This is a genomic window from Sphingomonas sp., from assembly GCF_051962185.1.
GTDB lineage: Bacteria > Pseudomonadota > Alphaproteobacteria > Sphingomonadales > Sphingomonadaceae > Sphingomonas.
On sequence record NZ_JBQCCN010000007.1, the window covers coordinates 1 to 16,592 of the forward strand.

25 protein-coding genes, 1 tRNA gene and 1 pseudogene are annotated in these 16,592 nt (G+C 66.0%); 4 read left to right on the plus strand and 23 right to left on the minus strand.

What is annotated here, in order from left to right:
• A pseudogene (locus ACTHJR_RS00575) lies at window positions 1-413 on the minus strand (tryptophan synthase subunit beta); the annotation flags it as partial.
• 90 nt (window positions 414-503) lie between these two features.
• Window positions 504-1,142, minus strand: a complete 639-nt coding sequence (locus tag ACTHJR_RS00580) for a phosphoribosylanthranilate isomerase (protein ID WP_440521084.1) — start codon at window positions 1,140-1,142, stop codon at window positions 504-506.
• A gap of 306 nt (window positions 1,143-1,448) precedes the next feature.
• Here ACTHJR_RS00580 and ACTHJR_RS00585 point away from each other — a divergent pair, with 306 nt between their 5' ends.
• Window positions 1,449-2,045, plus strand: coding sequence for a topology modulation protein (locus ACTHJR_RS00585; RefSeq protein ID WP_440521085.1), 597 nt, complete (start codon window positions 1,449-1,451; stop codon window positions 2,043-2,045).
• On the opposite strand, the gene ACTHJR_RS00590 is transcribed toward ACTHJR_RS00585, so the two are convergent.
• The 5 genes from ACTHJR_RS00590 to ACTHJR_RS00610 all read right to left on the minus strand — a co-directional run bounded on the left by ACTHJR_RS00590 (window position 2,012) and on the right by ACTHJR_RS00610 (window position 6,872).
• Window positions 2,012-2,518 carry a GNAT family N-acetyltransferase gene (locus ACTHJR_RS00590; protein WP_440521086.1) on the minus strand — a complete coding sequence of 169 codons (507 nt, stop codon included), beginning with the start codon at window positions 2,516-2,518 and terminating at the stop codon, window positions 2,012-2,014. The genes ACTHJR_RS00585 and ACTHJR_RS00590 overlap by 34 nt on opposite strands.
• Before the next feature lie 157 nt (window positions 2,519-2,675).
• Window positions 2,676-3,350, minus strand: coding sequence for an orotidine-5'-phosphate decarboxylase (gene pyrF / locus ACTHJR_RS00595; protein WP_440521087.1), 675 nt, complete (start codon window positions 3,348-3,350; stop codon window positions 2,676-2,678).
• Window positions 3,347-3,724, minus strand: coding sequence for a hypothetical protein (locus ACTHJR_RS00600; RefSeq protein WP_440521088.1), 378 nt, complete (start codon window positions 3,722-3,724; stop codon window positions 3,347-3,349). Before ACTHJR_RS00600 ends, pyrF begins: the two co-directional genes overlap by 4 nt.
• Before the next feature lie 170 nt (window positions 3,725-3,894).
• Window positions 3,895-6,180 carry a patatin-like protein gene (locus ACTHJR_RS00605; protein WP_440521089.1) on the minus strand — a complete coding sequence of 762 codons (2,286 nt, stop codon included), beginning with the start codon at window positions 6,178-6,180 and terminating at the stop codon, window positions 3,895-3,897.
• A complete protein-coding gene (locus tag ACTHJR_RS00610) occupies window positions 6,177-6,872 on the minus strand; it encodes an endonuclease/exonuclease/phosphatase family protein (RefSeq protein ID WP_440521090.1) in 696 nt (231 codons plus the stop codon). The genes ACTHJR_RS00605 and ACTHJR_RS00610 overlap by 4 nt, the downstream gene beginning before the upstream one ends.
• 100 nt (window positions 6,873-6,972) lie before the next feature.
• Between ACTHJR_RS00610 and ACTHJR_RS00615 the strand changes: the two genes are divergently transcribed.
• On the plus strand, window positions 6,973-7,347 hold the full coding sequence (locus ACTHJR_RS00615) for a ribose-phosphate pyrophosphokinase (protein ID WP_440521092.1): 375 nt from the start codon (window positions 6,973-6,975) through the stop codon (window positions 7,345-7,347).
• 38 nt (window positions 7,348-7,385) lie between these two features.
• On the opposite strand, the gene ACTHJR_RS00620 is transcribed toward ACTHJR_RS00615, so the two are convergent.
• From ACTHJR_RS00620 to ACTHJR_RS00645, 6 genes are all read right to left on the minus strand, one after another.
• Window positions 7,386-7,658, minus strand: a complete 273-nt coding sequence (locus ACTHJR_RS00620) for a hypothetical protein (protein WP_440521093.1) — start codon at window positions 7,656-7,658, stop codon at window positions 7,386-7,388.
• 80 nt (window positions 7,659-7,738) lie between these two features.
• Window positions 7,739-8,893 (minus strand): hypothetical protein, encoded by a 1,155-nt coding sequence (locus ACTHJR_RS00625; protein WP_440521094.1) that lies wholly within the window; start codon window positions 8,891-8,893, stop codon window positions 7,739-7,741.
• 134 nt (window positions 8,894-9,027) lie between these two features.
• A tRNA-Thr gene (locus ACTHJR_RS00630) sits at window positions 9,028-9,103 on the minus strand.
• 25 nt (window positions 9,104-9,128) lie between these two features.
• Window positions 9,129-10,001 (minus strand): hypothetical protein, encoded by an 873-nt coding sequence (locus ACTHJR_RS00635; protein WP_440521107.1) that lies wholly within the window; start codon window positions 9,999-10,001, stop codon window positions 9,129-9,131.
• Window positions 9,991-10,347, minus strand: coding sequence for an MmcQ/YjbR family DNA-binding protein (locus ACTHJR_RS00640; protein ID WP_440521095.1), 357 nt, complete (start codon window positions 10,345-10,347; stop codon window positions 9,991-9,993). The genes ACTHJR_RS00635 and ACTHJR_RS00640 overlap by 11 nt, the downstream gene beginning before the upstream one ends.
• Entirely contained in the window at window positions 10,340-11,662 is a 1,323-nt protein-coding gene (locus ACTHJR_RS00645) for a replication-associated recombination protein A (RefSeq protein WP_440521096.1), read from the minus strand. Before ACTHJR_RS00645 ends, ACTHJR_RS00640 begins: the two co-directional genes overlap by 8 nt.
• A 336-nt stretch (window positions 11,663-11,998) precedes the next feature.
• On the opposite strand from ACTHJR_RS00645, the gene ACTHJR_RS00650 reads away from it, so the two are divergent.
• Window positions 11,999-12,592 carry a PadR family transcriptional regulator gene (locus tag ACTHJR_RS00650; protein WP_440521108.1) on the plus strand — a complete coding sequence of 198 codons (594 nt, stop codon included), beginning with the start codon at window positions 11,999-12,001 and terminating at the stop codon, window positions 12,590-12,592.
• An 86-nt stretch (window positions 12,593-12,678) separates the two neighbouring features.
• Window positions 12,679-12,999: a DUF2218 domain-containing protein gene (locus ACTHJR_RS00655; RefSeq protein ID WP_440521097.1), complete on the plus strand. Its 321-nt coding sequence runs from the start codon at window positions 12,679-12,681 to the stop codon at window positions 12,997-12,999.
• 42 nt (window positions 13,000-13,041) lie between these two features.
• On the opposite strand, the gene ACTHJR_RS00660 is transcribed toward ACTHJR_RS00655, so the two are convergent.
• The 10 genes from ACTHJR_RS00660 to pspA all read right to left on the minus strand — a co-directional run bounded on the left by ACTHJR_RS00660 (window position 13,042) and on the right by pspA (window position 16,588).
• Entirely contained in the window at window positions 13,042-13,449 is a 408-nt protein-coding gene (locus ACTHJR_RS00660) for a SufE family protein (protein ID WP_440521098.1), read from the minus strand.
• Window positions 13,450-13,592: 143 nt separating this feature from the next.
• Complete coding sequence (locus ACTHJR_RS00665) at window positions 13,593-13,841, minus strand: hypothetical protein (RefSeq protein ID WP_440521109.1); 249 nt, start codon at window positions 13,839-13,841, stop codon at window positions 13,593-13,595.
• 34 nt (window positions 13,842-13,875) lie between these two features.
• Window positions 13,876-14,145, minus strand: a complete 270-nt coding sequence (locus ACTHJR_RS00670; protein ID WP_440521099.1) for a hypothetical protein — start codon at window positions 14,143-14,145, stop codon at window positions 13,876-13,878.
• Window positions 14,146-14,173: 28 nt separating this feature from the next.
• Window positions 14,174-14,305, minus strand: a complete 132-nt coding sequence (locus ACTHJR_RS00675) for a hypothetical protein (RefSeq protein ID WP_440521101.1) — start codon at window positions 14,303-14,305, stop codon at window positions 14,174-14,176.
• A 14-nt stretch (window positions 14,306-14,319) separates the two neighbouring features.
• Entirely contained in the window at window positions 14,320-14,598 is a 279-nt protein-coding gene (locus tag ACTHJR_RS00680; RefSeq protein WP_440521102.1) for a hypothetical protein, read from the minus strand.
• Between the two features lie 13 nt (window positions 14,599-14,611).
• Complete coding sequence (locus ACTHJR_RS00685; RefSeq protein WP_440521110.1) at window positions 14,612-14,818, minus strand: hypothetical protein; 207 nt, start codon at window positions 14,816-14,818, stop codon at window positions 14,612-14,614.
• A 94-nt stretch (window positions 14,819-14,912) separates the two neighbouring features.
• Window positions 14,913-15,245 (minus strand): hypothetical protein, encoded by a 333-nt coding sequence (locus ACTHJR_RS00690; RefSeq protein WP_440521103.1) that lies wholly within the window; start codon window positions 15,243-15,245, stop codon window positions 14,913-14,915.
• Between the two features lie 22 nt (window positions 15,246-15,267).
• Window positions 15,268-15,645: an envelope stress response membrane protein PspC gene (pspC, locus tag ACTHJR_RS00695; RefSeq protein WP_440521105.1), complete on the minus strand. Its 378-nt coding sequence runs from the start codon at window positions 15,643-15,645 to the stop codon at window positions 15,268-15,270.
• A 1-nt stretch (window position 15,646) separates the two neighbouring features.
• Window positions 15,647-15,910: an envelope stress response membrane protein PspB gene (gene pspB / locus ACTHJR_RS00700; RefSeq protein WP_440521106.1), complete on the minus strand. Its 264-nt coding sequence runs from the start codon at window positions 15,908-15,910 to the stop codon at window positions 15,647-15,649.
• Window positions 15,911-15,922: 12 nt separating this feature from the next.
• Window positions 15,923-16,588, minus strand: coding sequence for a phage shock protein PspA (pspA, locus tag ACTHJR_RS00705; RefSeq protein ID WP_440521111.1), 666 nt, complete (start codon window positions 16,586-16,588; stop codon window positions 15,923-15,925).
• Window positions 16,589-16,592: the final 4 nt, after the last annotated feature.

Genomic DNA, 16,592 nt, shown 5'->3' on the forward strand with positions numbered 1-16,592 from the left:
GCGACGCCGTGCTGGCCGGCGCCGGTCTCGGCGATGATCCGCGTCTTGCCCATGCGGCGGGCAAGCAGGATCTGGCCGATGCAATTGTTGATCTTGTGCGCGCCGGTATGGTTGAGCTCTTCGCGCTTGAGCCAGATCTGCGCGCCCTTGCCAGGCTCGGCGCCGGCGCGGACCGAGGCGGTCAGCCGCTCGGCGAAATAGAGCGGGCTCGGCCGGCCGACATAATGTTCGAGCAGATCGTCGAATTCCTGCGCGAAGGCGGGGTCGGCCTTGGCCGCGCGATATTCGCGGTCGAGATCGAGAATCAGCGGCATCAGCGTCTCGGCGACGTAGCGGCCGCCGAACTGGCCGAAATGGCCGCGCTCGTCAGGCTGATTGCGGAATGAATTCGACAACAGGGTAGAGTCCGACATCACCGTAAAATCCTCATCACAACTATGGGCAGATCGCGTGTGGCGATCAGCGCCATCGTTGCGGAAAGCGCAGGGCAGGGACGGTCGGGTTCAGCATTGCGCGACCGCTTTAAGGAACGCGGCGATCTTGTCCACATCCTTGGCGCCGGGGGTGGATTCGACCCCCGACGACACGTCGACCAGCGACGCGCCGGTGCGGCTTGCCGCTTCGGCCACGTTGTCGGGCGTCAGGCCTCCCGACAAAGCCCAGGGCAACGGGTGGCGAAAGCCGTCGAGCAGGCTCCAGTCGAAACGCAACCCCATCCCGCCGGGTACCGCGGCATCTTCCGGCGTCTTGGCGTCATAGAGGATTTTGTCGGCCGCTTGCCGATAGTTGAGCGCCGCGTCGAGGTCGGCACGGGTTTTCACCGGGACCGCCGCCCACACCGGCGCGCCGCGCGCGCGGATCGCCGCGACGCGTTCGGGCGCGGTCTTGTGGAGCTGGATCGCATCGAGCCGCCCGGCCGCGATGGCGGCGTCGACCAGGGCATCGTCGGGATTTACGAAAACCCCGACCTTGGAGACGTGCGCGGGCACCCGAGCCGCGAGCCCGCCGACTTGGTCCGGGCTCAGGTTGCGCGGAGACGGCGGGAAGAACACGAATCCGACATGGCTCGTCCCGCCGGCGATCGCGGCGTCGAGCGTTTGGGGCGTGCTGAGGCCGCAGATCTTGGCGGTGACGCGAGGCATGGCGGCGCTATAGACGTGGTGAGGGTCTGTACTCAAATACCGCGAGGTCGTGACGGAGCCGATTTTGGTGTTCGGCGAGGAGCAAGGAGGGAGCGATGCTGATAGCATCGTGACCGACGCGCGACGACGTCCGGACGCCAAAATCGGCCCGCCGCTTCGCGGTTGCCCGCAGGAGCCCGCCGAGCGTCGTCGCGTGCTGGCGCGTAGCTTCAGCTACGCGACTGCGCTGCGCTCCTCGTCGGCGGGTTCCTGCGGGCAATCACGATCCTCGCGGTATTTGAGTACAGACCCTAGGGGCGGATGACCATGCGTGACGACAACCAGCCGTTTCGCCGCATCGCGGTGATCGGCAGCTCGGGCGCGGGCAAGTCGACCTTGTCGGTAACGTTGGGCGCTGCGACCGGGCTGCCCGTCATCCATCTCGATAAGGAATATTGGCAGCCGGGCTGGACCGAGCCCGATCGCGACTCGTGGAATGCGCGGCTCGAAGAGCTGGCCGAGCGGCCGGCATGGATCATCGACGGGCAGTACGGCTCGTCGCTGGGCAAGCGGCTCGGGCGCGCCGATCTCGCGATCTTCCTCGATCTTTCCACCGCGACGTGCCTCTCGCGCATCGCCAAGCGGATTGTCGGCACCTATGGCCGCGTCCGTCCCGACATGGGCGAGGGATGTGCCGAGAAGCTCGACCTGGAGTTCGTCCACTTCGTCGCGACCTTCCGCCGGCGACAGCGGCCCAAGATTGTCGCGGCACTCGGGCGTTCGGGCGTACGGACGATCTGGTTGCGGACGCCGGCCGAACAAGCGGCATTCAGCGCGGTAGTGCGGGCGGACGGCCTCATCGCCGCCGCGGATGCCGCGCCTTGCTGGCCTCAGCGGAGCGGCTTCTCCAGCACGACCATGTGAAGCGGTGGATCGACCACGACCGGGAAAGCGCGCGTCCCGGCTCGCGCGTAGCCACGGCGCTCGTAGAAGGCGATCAGCTCGGCGCGCGTATCGATCACCGTCATCTCGATGCGGTCGGCGCCGAACGTATCGCGCGCCATGGCTTCGGCCGCCAGGATCAATTGCTTGCCGTAGCCGCCCGCCTGGAGCAGCGGGTCGACGCACAGCAGGCCGAGATAGGCGAGGCCGCCACCACTGTTAGCGACCCGCACGCAACCGATCGTCCGATCGCCGTCGAACCCGACCAGCAATCGCTCGGCCGGATCGGCGACCATCGCTTCGAGTTCCGCCACGCCGATCCGCTCGCCGTCGAGCAGATCGGCCTCGTGCGTCCAGCCGGCGCGTGCATCGTCGCCACGATAGGCGCGCTGGATCAGGGGCTGGAGATTGGCGAGGTCGGTCGACCTGGCTGGGCGGATCATGAGGTGGGGCATGATGCGCGGTCTAGCAGCGGCATAAAGCGCGGCAAGCGATGACGCTCGTCCGTCCCGGCGCCTTGCCCAGGTCACGAACCATCGGGGGTATCGACGCTATCCCGACACTGATCGCCACCGCGAGCAGGATCGGCACGATAGAGGCGATCTAGGCAGGCTACAGCGTCGCGCCGATCTCGCGTGCGGCAAGGTCGGGATCTTCGGCCCCGGTGATCGGGCGGCCGATGACCAGGATCGAGGCGCCGCCGTCGATCGCCGCGCGGGGCGTGACGACGCGTTTCTGGTCGCCAATCGCGCCGTTGGCCGGGCGCACGCCGGGGACGACGAAGAAGCCTTTCGGCCACAATTTGTGCGCTGCCTTCACCTCTTCGCCCGAACAGACGATGCCGTCGACCCCGGCGGTCATCGCGAGTTCGGTGAGGCGCAGCACCTGCTCATGCGCCGATCCGTCGACGCCATTGGCGCGCAAATCACTCTCGTCCAGGCTGGTGAGCATGGTCACCGCGACGACCTTGGTGCCGCTCGGGGCGGCCGCCTTGGCGTCCTCCAGCATCGAGCGGCCCCCGCTGGCGTGGACGGTCAGTACCGCCGGCTCCAGCCCGCGCAATGCCTGGATTGCCTTGCCGACGGTGTTGGGGATGTCGTGGAGCTTGAGGTCGAGGAAGATCGGCAGCCCGAGCTCGTGCATCTCAAGCACGCCGTGGCGGCCGTTGGCCATGAAGAACTCGAGCCCAAGCTTGATCCCGCCGACATGATGCCGGACGCGGGTGGCGATCGCCTTGGCCTTGTCGATGTCGGGAGTGTCGAGCGCGACGTAGATCCGGCTGGTCATGGAGTCAGCTCGAGCGGCGGCTGTTCGGGTGGCTTGGGCGGCTTGCGTGGTGTCGGCGGCGTCGGGCCGGCGGCGGGCGTGGGCGCGGGCAGGGCAGGGCCGGGCTCGACCCCCATCGGCACCACCGGCTTCAGGTCGGCGATGATGCGTTCGGCGGTGGCCAGCCGCTGCGACAGGCGCCAGCGCATCGTCCGGTAATAGAGCCAGGTCGGGACCACGCCGGCCAGGAAGGTGAGCAGCAGCAGGAAGGGCAGGTTCACCTCGGCGACCAGCCCGCCCCAGAGATAGATCGTCACCCAGTTCCAATTGCCATAGGTGAAGATCGCCGCGACGAAGCTGATCAGGCACCAGAAGAGGATCTTGAGGAACTGCATGGTCCGGGACGCTAGCGGGACCGGTTCAATTTGGCCAGAGTGGCCTTCACTCCTCGGGGGCGGCATGTCCTTCTGGCGCTGATTTTGATTCACGCGAAGGCGCTAAGGCGCGAACCCAATTCTTCTTCGCGCCTTCGCGTGAATCAAAATCGTCCGATCGGCGGAGAGGCTCACCCAACCTCGCGTCGCAGCGCCTCCACCATGCCCGGCACCGCGGTCAGCCGTTCCTCTTCCTCGTCGAGGATGGCGTGGAATGCCTTGCGCTTGATCGCGGCGACGCGGCCGGGCTTCATGCGGATGCGCGGGGGCAGCGCCGATACGATGATGTCGATCATCCTTTCGGCGCCGTGGAGGCGGCCCCATAGATAATCGTTCTCGCGATAGGCGCGGCTGAAGAACGCGCCGAAGCTGTTGAACTGGATTCCTTTCAGGGTGGCCTCCGCACCGCCGGCGCGGATCGCGGTCGCATCCTCGGGCGCGATGCGGTCGACCTTGATCGGGTCGAATTCGTCGAGGCCCTCGCCCTGGAGCAGCGGTAGCGTCGCCACGTCGAAAAACGGGAAGCCGAGATAGGTCAGCAGCAACGGGCGCTTCACGTCCTTGGCCATGCCGGCGAACGCTTCGGCGAGATTGGCGTCGGTTTCGTCGTCGAGCCTCTTGAGGTCGAGCGAGGCCGCGAGCTTGTCGAGCAACGACGTCGCGTCGCCGCGCAGGCTGCGCACGTCGCGGCGGAGCGCCGCATGGGTGTCGGTGCGCTTGGCCTCGAGATAAGCGGCGAGCGCGTCGTAGATCGCGTCGCGCGCGGCGGTCAGTTGCTCCTCCGACAGGTCGTCTTCGAGCTCGGCGAGTCGCCGGGCGACGAGCCGCAAGCGGCGGACGCGGAACCCGAGGTCGAACGAACGCAGGAACAGGATCGCCGATTCGCTCGCCTTGCCGGCGAAAGTCAGGCCGCCGTCGCTTGCCTGGACTGCCGCTTCGACCGCCTGGCGAATGCGGAGCAGCCGGTCGGCACCGGGCTCGCCGCCGATCGCGTGGAGCAGGTTGCTGATCAGGTCGATGACCCCCGCGACCTTGAGATGGCCGTAAGCGGCGTAACCATAGCCGGATTTGGTCGCAGCGGCGTTCTGCGCCTTGGCGCGCCAGTTCTTGAGCCGCGTCGCGGTGGGGGAATCGAAGAACAAGGTGTAGTCGAACAGGCTTTCGATCTGCGCCTCGACCTCCGGACGGATCGACCGCGTGATCGCGCGCATGTTCTCGATGCGCTGGCTGCGCTGCTGGATCTCTTCCAGATTGTCGCGGATCGGCTGCTGGCGCGGGATTTCGGAGATGGCGCCGATGATGGTCTGGAAGAAACCGGGCGATTGCGCCGCGGTCGCGCCGAACTGGAAGCCGAGGCCCGGATAGGGGTCGATATAGATGAAACGCCGGTCGATTTCTCGCCGCGCCGGACGTTCGCGCAGCGCGTCGATCGCCGGGCGGAACGGCGCGTTGACTAAGACCGATCCGTCGATCAGCACCGCCGTGTCGACCGCGTTGACCGAGAACTGACGGGGCAGCGCGCGTTCGAGGAACGCGTCGCGCGTCGGCCATGCCATTTCGCGATCGTCGAGCACCGCGTCGAGTTCGGCGATCGTGAAGGGCGGGAAGGCGCCGGGAAAGCTGGAGGTCGCGCGTGCCGCGAAGGCGAGTTCCGCGGCGTCGGCGAACGCCCCGCTGCCATGATCGCTGAACGGAATGACCAGGCGATGTTCGGTCTCGAGCACTTCGGGCGGCGAATTGAGTGCCAGTCGCTCGGGATGGCCGCGAAAATCGGTGACGGTGACGAACAGGTCGAGCGGCTGGCCCGTGGGTAGCAGGCGACCGTCGCCCCCGGTTTCCGCCATCGCCGCCAGGGCGTCGAGCACCAGATTGGTGAAGCGCGCGCCGCCGAACGGCGGTTCGAACCAGCGCGAGCGGACGAAATGCGACAGCTTGCGCTCGACCTCGGCGCGCGCGCCGGCCTCGACCAGTTCGTCGACCCGGGCGGCGCCGCGACGTTGCGCCATCCAGGCGATCGGCAGCGCCCAGGCCTTGGAAAAGCTGTGCGACGGTGCCGCCTTCGGATCGAGCAGCGCTTCGACGTCGGCAACGTCGAGCCACAATTGGGTCAGCGGTTCGAGGCTCTGACCGGTGGCCAGCGCCTGCGCCAGGAAGATGCCGTTGATGCCGCCGGCACTGGCGCCGGCGATGATGTCGGGGAGGACGCGCAGGCGGATTTCCGCCTCTTCCTCGATCTCGCGCAGCAAGCCGCAATAAATGTGCTCGGTCGATTGCACGTGCGGCGCCTGGCCAGAGTGGAAGGCACGGCTGGCGCGCGCCAGGCGCCAGATTTCCTTGGTGATGCCGTGCATATAGACCGCCAGGCTGATCCCGCCGTAGCAGACCAGCGCCATGCGCAATTCCTTCTCGCGCGTCATGCCGGCGTCACCGTCGCCCAGATCGGCAAATGGTCCGACGCCCAGCGCGAGGCGTGGCTGACATGGACGCCGCAATCGGTGATCGCGAGATCGGGCGAGGCCATGATGCGGTCGAGCCGGCCGACCGGGCGACGGGCGTGGAAACTGGGGCCCGTGGCGGCGAAATGGAAACGCTCGCCGAATTCCTTGAGGCAGCCCGAGGCGCGGGTCCATTCGTTGAGATCGCCCATCATCACGGTCGGCAATTTGTCGGTACTGGCGTCGAGATGGGACAGGATCGCGTCCGCCTGGCGCCGCCGCATCAGCCCCGACAGATCGAGATGCATGCCGACGACGCGGAGCGCTTCGCCGCGAATCCGCACGTCGGCCATCACCGCGCCGCGCGGCTCGAGCGTTGGCAAATGGATCGCCTCGCAATCGATCACATGGGCGTCGCGCCTCACCAGCAGCACATTACCGTGCCACCCGCTCGACAATGGCCGCGCGCCGAACGGCAGCGCTTTCCACGGACTGTGATCGGCGAGATGCTCGGGGCCCAGGATCGCGGCGCGTCGGCCGAAGCGCCGATCGGCCTCCTGCAAGGCGATGACGTCGGCGTCGATCTCGTGCAGCACCGCCATGATCCGCTCCGGGCTTCGGATGCGATCGGTGCCGACGCCTTTGCGGATGTTGTAGCTCGCGACCTTGATCATGGAATTGGCTTGATCATTGAGCTTGCGCAACGCCCCTGACATGGTGCGAGTTGCAACCGAAGTAGCGCACATCCGCCGCGATTGTCATCCCGGGGACGTAATGACCGAGTCCAGTTCCGCCAATTCGCTCGCCGATGTCGACCGCGTCCGTGCGCTGCTGATCGCGGCGGCGGGCGAAGGGCGGGCGTTGAGCTATTCGGAATTGCTCGGCCTGCTCGGCCACCGCTTCACCCGGCCCAAGATGCGCGCGGTGTGCAAGACGCTCGACGTGATCGACGAAGCGGCGATCGCGGCCGGCGAGCCCGAACTCGCAGTGCTGGTGGTGCGCGAGTCCGACGGACTGCCCGGGCAAGGCTGGTGGGGCGGGGCGCGGGCGTTCGTGCTGGGCTATGACGGGCCCTGGACTGGGCCACAGGCGATGGAGCTGATCAGGGAGCGGCAGCGGCTCGCGTTCGATTATTGGGGCGGTCGTTGAGCAGCGCGTTCGGTAAACCGTTGCCGTTGTCCGGTCGCTCAGGTGAAGAACCAAACTGGTATGGTTGCGATCCAGAGAAACACCAGCAGAGGGAAAGCCGTCGCCAACCCGGGGGCCCATCGATAGCGTTTGATCAGGGCAAGCGCCGAGAAGACCGATGTCGCCGCAAAGGCAAGAGGTATGCCGGCAAGCACCGACCATTTCAGAACTGTGGCGTATCCCCGCTCTTCGAATGAAATTGGAAGCATGTGAACGCCGATGATCCCGCTGAGCAGTGCGGCGCAGAACGACGATATCATGACGAGGATCATGATTATGCGTTGGCCGGTATAGGCGGGGATATATCTTACCGGGTCCGTCAATGGCGCCTGCCTGCAAATTTCGGTGACAGTTATCGAACTGGCGGGAACTGTTGCTTCCCTTGGAGCTGGCGTCGCATCAGCGGCGTCACGACCATAATGATGGCGGCCGCTTCGACGAACGCCGCGCCGGCGATCATGAACAGGAATATCCGCCCGTCGAACATCGCCCCGAACGTCGCGATCGTCGATGCCGCGATGACGGCGACGCAGGTTCGCCATGCCTCGCGCGTGCGCAGCGTATGCGCCAGTCCGAACGACAGCAGGTCGGCGAGCAACGTGAAGCGCTCGTGCATCTTGGGCAGCAGGAAGGGTACGAGCAGCGCCGACAGCAACGCGGCGCGCAACAGGTCCGGCGGCGTGAGCCGGCGGCGCGCGAACACGATCACATAGCCGATCGCGACAACGATCGCGGCGGCGTATCCGACGACGAACCAGGGCAAAGGACGCGCCGGTGCGAACGCTGCGACGATCGCCCAGGGATTGGGGGCCGTGCCGATCGTGTTGAAATGTTGCGCCTGGAGCAGATAGACGGTGGCGAGGTCGCGCGCCGGCCAGCCGGCGAGCCGGGCGGGCAGCATCGCCAGCGCATAGATGGCGATCGGAATCGCCCAGAGGATCGGGTTGACCCGGCGGTTGGTCAGGACGGCGAGAACGAACGGAGCGAGAAAGGCCGATTGCGCCTTGAACGCGATGGCGACGCCGCACCACAGGAGCATCGCAACGGTTCGCTCGTCCATTGCCGCTGCTACCGCCAACAGGCAGGCGGCCGTCCAAAAGCCGTCGCACTGCCCGTACACCGCCGCGTTGATGACCACGGTCGGCAACAGGAAGACGAACAGGGTCGCTTCGTATCGGCCCGGCGCCGCGCGCAACAGGCGCGCCATCGCCAGCGAGATGCATAGCGCGCTCAGGATCGACAGCGATTTGACCGCGACCAGCGGATCGGCGGTGACCATCGACGCTGCGGCCAGCAGGTAGAGATAGGGCGGCGTATAATTGGCGAAAGGCATCGCGAACGCCCCGACCGGCCCGAACGCGACGATGTGGCGGAACCAGGGGAATACATATTCGGGCAGGTCGGGCGCGACGATCGGCCAGCACAGGACGTAGAGCCACAAGGCGGCGAATGCCGTCGTGATCGCAACCCGGCGATTCCGTGTCGCCCAACGAGCGAAATCGCCCATCGCTCACCCCTCCCGCGAAGAAGCCTGCGGATCGCCCGAGGGCGACGCAAGCCCTATCTTTCGGGGAGGGGTCGCCTCGGCGCTCGCCAGCGTTCCGTCGTGGCGCCGGCCGCCGGATGCCCGTGGCTACTGAATGGTGCCGGATGCAGGGCTCGAACCCGCGACCTTCGGTTTACAAAACCGCTGCTCTACCAGCTGAGCTAATCCGGCCGACCTCGTGGAGCGCCCCCATGCGTCAGACGATGCCGAAGGTCCAGCCCTCCGTGCGCGCGATCTCCGGCGTCAGGCCGGTGGGGGACCAGATTTCGGGGCGTTGCGCGACGGTGCGCAGCCAGGCGGCGGTGAGCAGCGCGTCGGCGCTGTGATCGTCGATCGCCCCGTAGCCCGCGACCGGCGCGCTGCCGAGCGCGGACAGCGCGACGTTCAATTCCTCGATCGATTTCATCTTGGTGCGGCCCTTGGCGCGCCCCGCGGCGATCGCGGCCAGGCTGGTGTAGATCTCCACGATCAGCGAGCCACGGTCGGGCACGGGGTCGAACGGCCAGATCGGCAGCTTGCCGTCGAGCCGATGGACCACGCGCATGCCCGTCAGGCTCGATTTGCCGACCTGCGCCGCGCCGACCAGATTGAGATTGCTATAGGGATTGAGTCCCTGTTGCTGCTGCCCGACTTCCGACATGCGCAGCCGGCCGCGGCCACCGCCGAACATATCCCCCTCGCGGCCGCCGTGGCGACGGAAATGACGCGAGGCTTCGGCGTGATCGACGAAGGTCGAGGCGGCGAGGTGCGGATCGTCGGTCGAAAGACGATCGACCAGTGCCCATAAAGATTTGGCATCGGGGGGACTCTCGTTCCAGCCGGGAAAGAAAGCCTCCTGATCGGCGAACGGTAGTGACAGGCCGAGGTCGAGGCCGACCAGCGTACCGTCGGGCATGGTGTCGCGCAGCCATTCGAGGATCGCCACCCGCGACCAGCCGCCGTCGCGCCCGATCAATTCAGGCGGACCGCCGTCACGCGCGCAGATCGCCACCGCGATGCCGCGCTGGACCGGGCCGACCGCGCCCGACCAGTCGATCGCGGCGAAATGGGTGAAATGGTCAGGGACGATCGCCAAACGCCGCCCGCTGCTGCTTGCTCGCCTTGTCCCACCAGGCGCGCGTGATGACGGTGCGGACACGCTCGGGATCGTGCGACCGATAGCGCACCAGCACGCCGGGCCACCCCTCGTAATGCGGCGTCTGCCAGAAGGTATCGGGATCGGTTTCGAGCAGGACGGCCTTTTCGTCGTGGGTGCTCGGCACATGGAAGCTGGTCCCCGCCTCATGGCTCGGCGAGACGAACGCCTTCTTATTCACCTTCGGACAAGGCGTACCATAGAAGCTCTCCATATAGGTATCGGGCAGCGTCAGCGCGAAGGCGACGACCTGGTCCCAGCTATCGAGCGTGTCAGCCATTCTTCCCCCGCCTCAGACTGTCCCAATAGTCCAGCCGTTCCCGGATGCGCTTCTCGAACCCGCGATCGGTGGGGTTGTAGAAGGTCTGCGGGCTCATCTCTTCGGGCCAGTAATCCGATCCGGAGAAACCCTCCGCCGTATCGTGGTCGTACGCATAGCCCTTGCCGTAGCCGATATCCTTCATCAGCTTGGTCGGCGCGTTGAGAATGTTCTGCGGCGGCATCAGCGAGCCGGTCTCCTTGGCCGCGCGCCACGCCTCGCCCATCGCCTTGTAGGACGCGTTCGATTTGGGGGCGGTCGCGAGGTAGAGGCATGCTTGGACCAGCGCCAATTCCCCCTCGGGCGAGCCGAGGAACTCATAGGTGTCCTTGGCGGCGAGGCATTGCACCACGGCCTGCGGGTCAGCCAGGCCGATATCCTCGATCGCCATGCGGATCAGCCGGCGCGCGACGAACAAGGGTTCTTCGCCGGCGGTCAGCATCCGCGCGAGATAATAAAGCGACGCCTGCGGGTCGCTGCCGCGCACCGCTTTGTGCAGCGCGGAGATCAGGTTGTAATGCCCCTCGCGATCCTTGTCGTACACCGCGACCCGGCGCTGCAGAAAGGCGGACAGACCGGCGGGATCGAGCGGCTCGGCGAGATCGACCGAATAGAGCGTCTCCGCCTGGTTGAGCAGGAAGCGGCCGTCGCCATCGGCGCTGGCGATCATCGCCGCGCGCGCCTCGGGGGTGAGGGGCAGGGGGCGTCCCATCAATTCGTCGGCGCGGTCGAGCAGCTTGCCAAGTGCGGTGGCATCGAGGCGATGCAGGATCAGCACCTGCGCGCGGCTGAGCACCGCGGCATTGAGTTCGAAGCTGGGATTTTCGGTAGTGGCGCCGACCAAGGTGACGGTGCCGTCCTCGACATAGGGCAGGAAGCCATCCTGCTGCGCGCGGTTGAAGCGGTGGATCTCGTCGACGAACAATAAGGTGCGCTTGCCGACCCGGGCATGTTCGCGCGCCTCGGCAAAGGCCTTCTTGAGATCTGCGACGCCCGAGAACACCGCAGAGATCGCGACGAAGCGTAATCCCACCGCGTCGGCAAGCAGGCGTGCGATGGTGGTCTTGCCGGTGCCCGGCGGCCCCCACAGGATCATCGACGACAGCCGGCCGGCCGCGACCATCCGCCCGATCGCGCCGTCGGGGCCGGTCAGATGCTCCTGCCCGACGACATCCTCCAACCGCCGCGGTCGGAGCCGGTCGGCGAGCGGGGCGTTGTCGCCCGGAATGTCCTGGGAAGGAGCTTCGGGTTCGAAGCCCGCGAAGAGGTCGGCCATGAGGGGGAAGATAGGGTTTTGGGAGGCGGATTCCCAGCGTTCACCGCTCCCTGGCGCGGGCAAGCTTGGAGCGAACTGGAGAGGGGGAGGGCTGTCGTTCCCCCAAACGTCACCCCGGCCTTGTGCCGGGGTCTGCCGTGCCGCGTGGTCCTGCCCTTGAGCCTCTCGCCGTGAGGCCTGCCGCCCGGCGGATCCCGGCACAAGGCCGGGATGACGGAGGAGGGGCCGAATTCCTTTCTCAAGAAGCAGGCAAAAAAACTCTAAGATATATCTTGAACCTTTTTCGCGAAGATATATCTTGGCGCCATCATGAACCACTCAAGGACTCAAGAAATGATGTTTTTCTACCAGCATGGCGGCCACGGCTGTCACGGCGGCAAGCACGCCATGCGCGGTGGCTGGGGCCATCATCGCGGCTGGCATGGCCGCGGCTTCGGCGGCGGACGTGAAGGGCGCGGCGAGGGCCGCTCGCGGCGCATGTTCGACGGCGGCGAGCTCCGGCTCGTGCTCTTGAAGCTGATCGCCGACGAACCGCGTCACGGCTACGACCTGATCCGCCAGATCGAGGAGCTGACCGGCGGTGCCTATGCACCGAGCCCCGGCGTGGTCTATCCGACCATCACCCTGCTCGACGACATGGGCCTGATCGAGGCGCAGCAGAGCGAAGGCGCCAAGAAGCTGTTCGCGGTGACCGAGGCGGGCAAGGCCGAACTCGACGCCAATGCCGAGCAGGTCGCGGCGCTGATCGCCCGGCTGACCTCGATCGGCGAGGAGCGGCAGAAGACCGATGCCACCTCGATCCGTCGCGCGATGGGCAACCTTCGCGAGGTGCTGGTCAATCGGCTCAATTCGGGCGAGGTCGACGACGAAGTGCTGCATCAGATCGTCGCGTTGCTCGATGAAGCCGCGCAGAAAATCGAGCGGCTGTAATCCCGTGCGCGGCATCACCCGCTTGCAAATCCTACGTCGGCGGCTGGGCATCGACCCGGCCGCCGGCTCGTTATCGAAAGCTTCTCATGACCTTTTCCGCGACCGCCAAGGTGCCGACCGCGAGCGCCAGCAAATATCTCCAGCAATTGTGCAAGCATTGGCAGCACAACCTGAGCGTTGAGTTCACGCCCGAGCATGGCACCGTGGTGTTTCCAAGGGATGCGCGCGGAGCGGATTGGCCTGGCGACGCGCTGGTCACGTTCGATGCGGGAGCGGAAGCGCTCGATGTGCGGATCGACGCGAGCGTGGAGGGGCAGCTCGAAGGATTGAAGGGCGCGGTCGCGCGCCACCTCGATCGCTTCGCGTTTCGCGAGGCGCCGCTGGCGTTCGACTGGCAGGCGATTTGAGGGGCTCAAAAATCCTCCCCGTAAACGGGGAGGATTTAACAGTCAGCCCGAATACCGCTCCGCGGTCGCCTTGATCAGTGCGATCATATTGGGGATTCCCTGCGTCCGGTTCGAGCTGAGCTGGTTGCGCAGATCGAACGGCGCCAGCGCGGCGTCGATGTCGGTGGCCAGGATCTCCGCCGGCTGCCGGTCCTGCACCGTCAGCAGCACGAGCGCGATGATGCCCTTGGTGATCGCCGCGTTCGAATCCGCCAGGAAATGGAGCGCGCCGTCGTCGCGGACCGTGGGATAGACCCAGACCGCCGCCGAACATCCGCGCACCAGGGTCGCGTCGGTCTTGAGCGCCTCGGGCATCGGCTCGAGCGCGCGGCCGAGATCGATCAGCAGGCGATAGCGATCGTCGGCGTCGAGGAATTCATATTCGTCCTGCAGGTCGGAAAGGCTGGCCATGGACCGCGCTATAGCGTCCTGACCGTCCAATCCAACCGTCGCCCTGAACTTGTTTCAGAGCCCGGGCCCTACACCGCGCGGATCGCGATGCCCTCCGTCGGACCCGGACCTGAAACAAGTTCAGGGCGACCGGCGGGGGGACCTCAGAGGTCCACCCCGGAGGCGATCGCCTCGAGCTTGCGGATCCGTTCCTTGAGATCGGCGATCTCGATCCGCGCGCTGGCGTTGGGAAGCACCGGGGCGTCATGCCCGGCATGGTCGACATAGGCGCCGATCTCGCGCTCCTTGAGCGCCAGCCAGCCACGCCATCCGGCGAGCGAGGCCATGCACACCATGCCCAGGCCGGCCAGGCCGGCACCCGCCATGGTGAGGTAGAGGTTGGGGTCGGTCATCATTGACGTCTCCATTGGATTGCTGCCGGCCGCGTCAGCGGTCGCGGTTGCGCAGTGCCTCGATCTCGCGGTCGAGATTGGCGCTGCTGTTGTTGGTGTCGGTGATCACGCGCTCGAGCACGGCGATGCGGTCCTTGAGGCTGGTGATTTCGTTGCGAAGCTGGCGATTTTCCTCGCTGAGGCCGGGATCGCGCAGATGGAAATCGGTACCCCGATTGTCGCGGCCCACGCCCATCTTGGCACGGACGATGCTGCCGATCGTGACGATCAGGACGATGCCCATGACCATTTCAAAGGGGTTCATCCGGGGAGGCTCCTGTTCGGGATTGCGGTTATTCGGCGGGAAGGATTGCGGCGGCGTCGCGCATGGCGCGGCGGCGCGGCCGGTCGACCCGCTCGGCGAGCCACACACCGATGCCGGTGGGGATCACCAGGATCACGATGAAGATCGCTATTCCGATCATCTCACTTTTCCTTTTCAGTTCAGCGGCTGCGGCTCGTCGCCTCGCAGCTTTTCGATTTCATCGGCGACCGCGATGCCGCGGTCGGTCACGATCCGCTCCAGCACGCGCACCCGCTGTTCGAGCCGTTCGGTCTGGGCGGCATATTGCGCGGCCTTTTCGGCGACCTTGTCGGCTTCGAGTTCGAGCTGGCGTTCGCGCAGCTTGAGCCAGGGCTTGACGAACACGCCGCCGAAGATCGCGAGCAGGCCGCAGCAGATGCCCAGGATCGGAATGAGAAGGGGGCTGATATGCATCGTCCGGTCCTCCTCAGTTCAGCGGCTGCGACGGGGCGTCGCGCAGCTTCTCGATCTCTTCGGCGACATCCAGGCCGCGGTCGGTGACGATCCGCTCCATGACCCGCATCCGTTGTTCGAGCCGTTCGGTCTGCGCCGCATATTGCGCGGCCTTCTCGGCGGCCTGGGCGTTGAGCGCCTCGGCCATCTTCTCGCGATGCTGGGTCCAGGTCTTGAGCATCTCGCTGCCGATGCCGAGCGCCGCGGGGACGCCAACCACGACCAGGGCTAGCATGAAGACGGTGAAGCCGTTGGTGGCGAAAAATTCGGTCATCTCACTTCACCTCGTCGCGGTTGCGCAGTTCGTCGATCTCGCGGCTGATGCGCTCGGCGGGATCGGTGGCGATGCGTTCGAGGACGCGCAGGCGCTCCTCCAGGCGGCCGATCTGGCTAACCAGCTTGTCGTTCTCGTTCGAGAGCAATTCGATCTTGCGCTGCGCCTCGAGATCGCCGCTGGTATCCACGAACCCGCGGCGCATCGCGCGGCGGCTGTTGCGGTCTTCCAGCGGATAGCCGTGCTTGGCCCGGATCGACATCTTGATGATCCCGCCCATGGTGGCGATCGCGATGATCGCCAGGACGAAGATTTGACCCTGATCCACGTTCATTCTCCCCTATCGTGCGGCCGGCTCAACGCAGCGCGTCGATCTCGTCGGCCAGGCGGGTATTGCGGCTGGTGTAGAGCGTCTCGATGTCGGCAAGCCGGCGGTCGAGGTCGCGGAACTTGGAGCGGACCTCGGCGGTCGAGCGGCTCGGGTTCGAGCGCACGCCCTGCCAGAACTTCGCGTCGTCGGCGTCCTCGTACAGGCCGAACGGCTTGCACGGTGCCAGCCAGGCGGTGATGAAATAGGCGGGAATGATCCAGCCCGTGGTCATCAGTGCCAGGATGACGGTGCCGACGCGGACGACGGTGACGTCGATGCCGGTGTAGTCGGCGATACCCGCACACACACCCAGGAACTTCTTGTTCTGCTTATCCAGGTAGAATTTGGTACGGCTGGCGGACATGTCAGTTGCTCCGTGAAGCGATTTGGTCGGCCGGCTCGGCGAGCGGCATGCTCACCTTCCAGTCGGGATGGTCGACAGCGACGATGCGCTCGACCGTCGAAACGCGGTCCTCGAGGCGGCGGGCGAGCGAGTAGAGCTCATCCAGCAGCTTCTCGTCCTCGTTGGTGATCTTCGGCGCCTGGCGCCATTTGGTCACGTAGTGGAGGATCACCCAGGGCAGGCCCAGGAACAGGGTTCCGCAGATCAGGACAGCTGTGACGTCCATGGTTCGGCTCCCTTATTTCTTGGCCAGACGCGCCTTGAGCGCGGCGAGTTCGGCATCGACCTTCTCGGACGCCTTCAACTCGGCGATCTCTTCCTCGAGCGTCTTGGGCTGGCCGCCCAGGTTGAGCGCCTCGGCGCGGCCCTCGGCCAGGTCGACGCGGCGTTCCAGCACGTCGAAGCGCGAGAAGGCGTCCTGCGTGCGGCCGGCCGAATAGATTTCGCGGACCTTGAACTTGTTGTTCGCGCTCTCGAGCCGGGTGGCGATCGACGACTGGCGGTTGCGGGCTTCGCTCAGCTTCTTCTGGAGCTTGGCGATATCCTCTTCCGAGCCCTTCAGGGCATCGTCGAGCACGGTGATCTGCGAGCTCAGCTCGGTCACCATGTCGGTCGCCTTCTGACGCTCGACCAGCGCGGCCTTGGCGAGATCCTCGCGATCCTTCGACAACGCCAGCTCCGCCTTCTCGGTCCAGCTTTCCTCGAGCTGGGTGAGCTTGGCGATGTGGCGACGCATCTCCTTCTGATCGGCGATGGTGCGCGCGGCGGAGGCGCGAACCTCGACCAGCGTTTCCTCCATCTCCAGGATGATCATGCGGATCATCTTCGCCGGATCTTCCGCCTTGTCCAAAAGGTCGGTGAAGTTGGCGGCGATGATGTCGCGGGTTCGCGAAAAAATGCCCATGTTG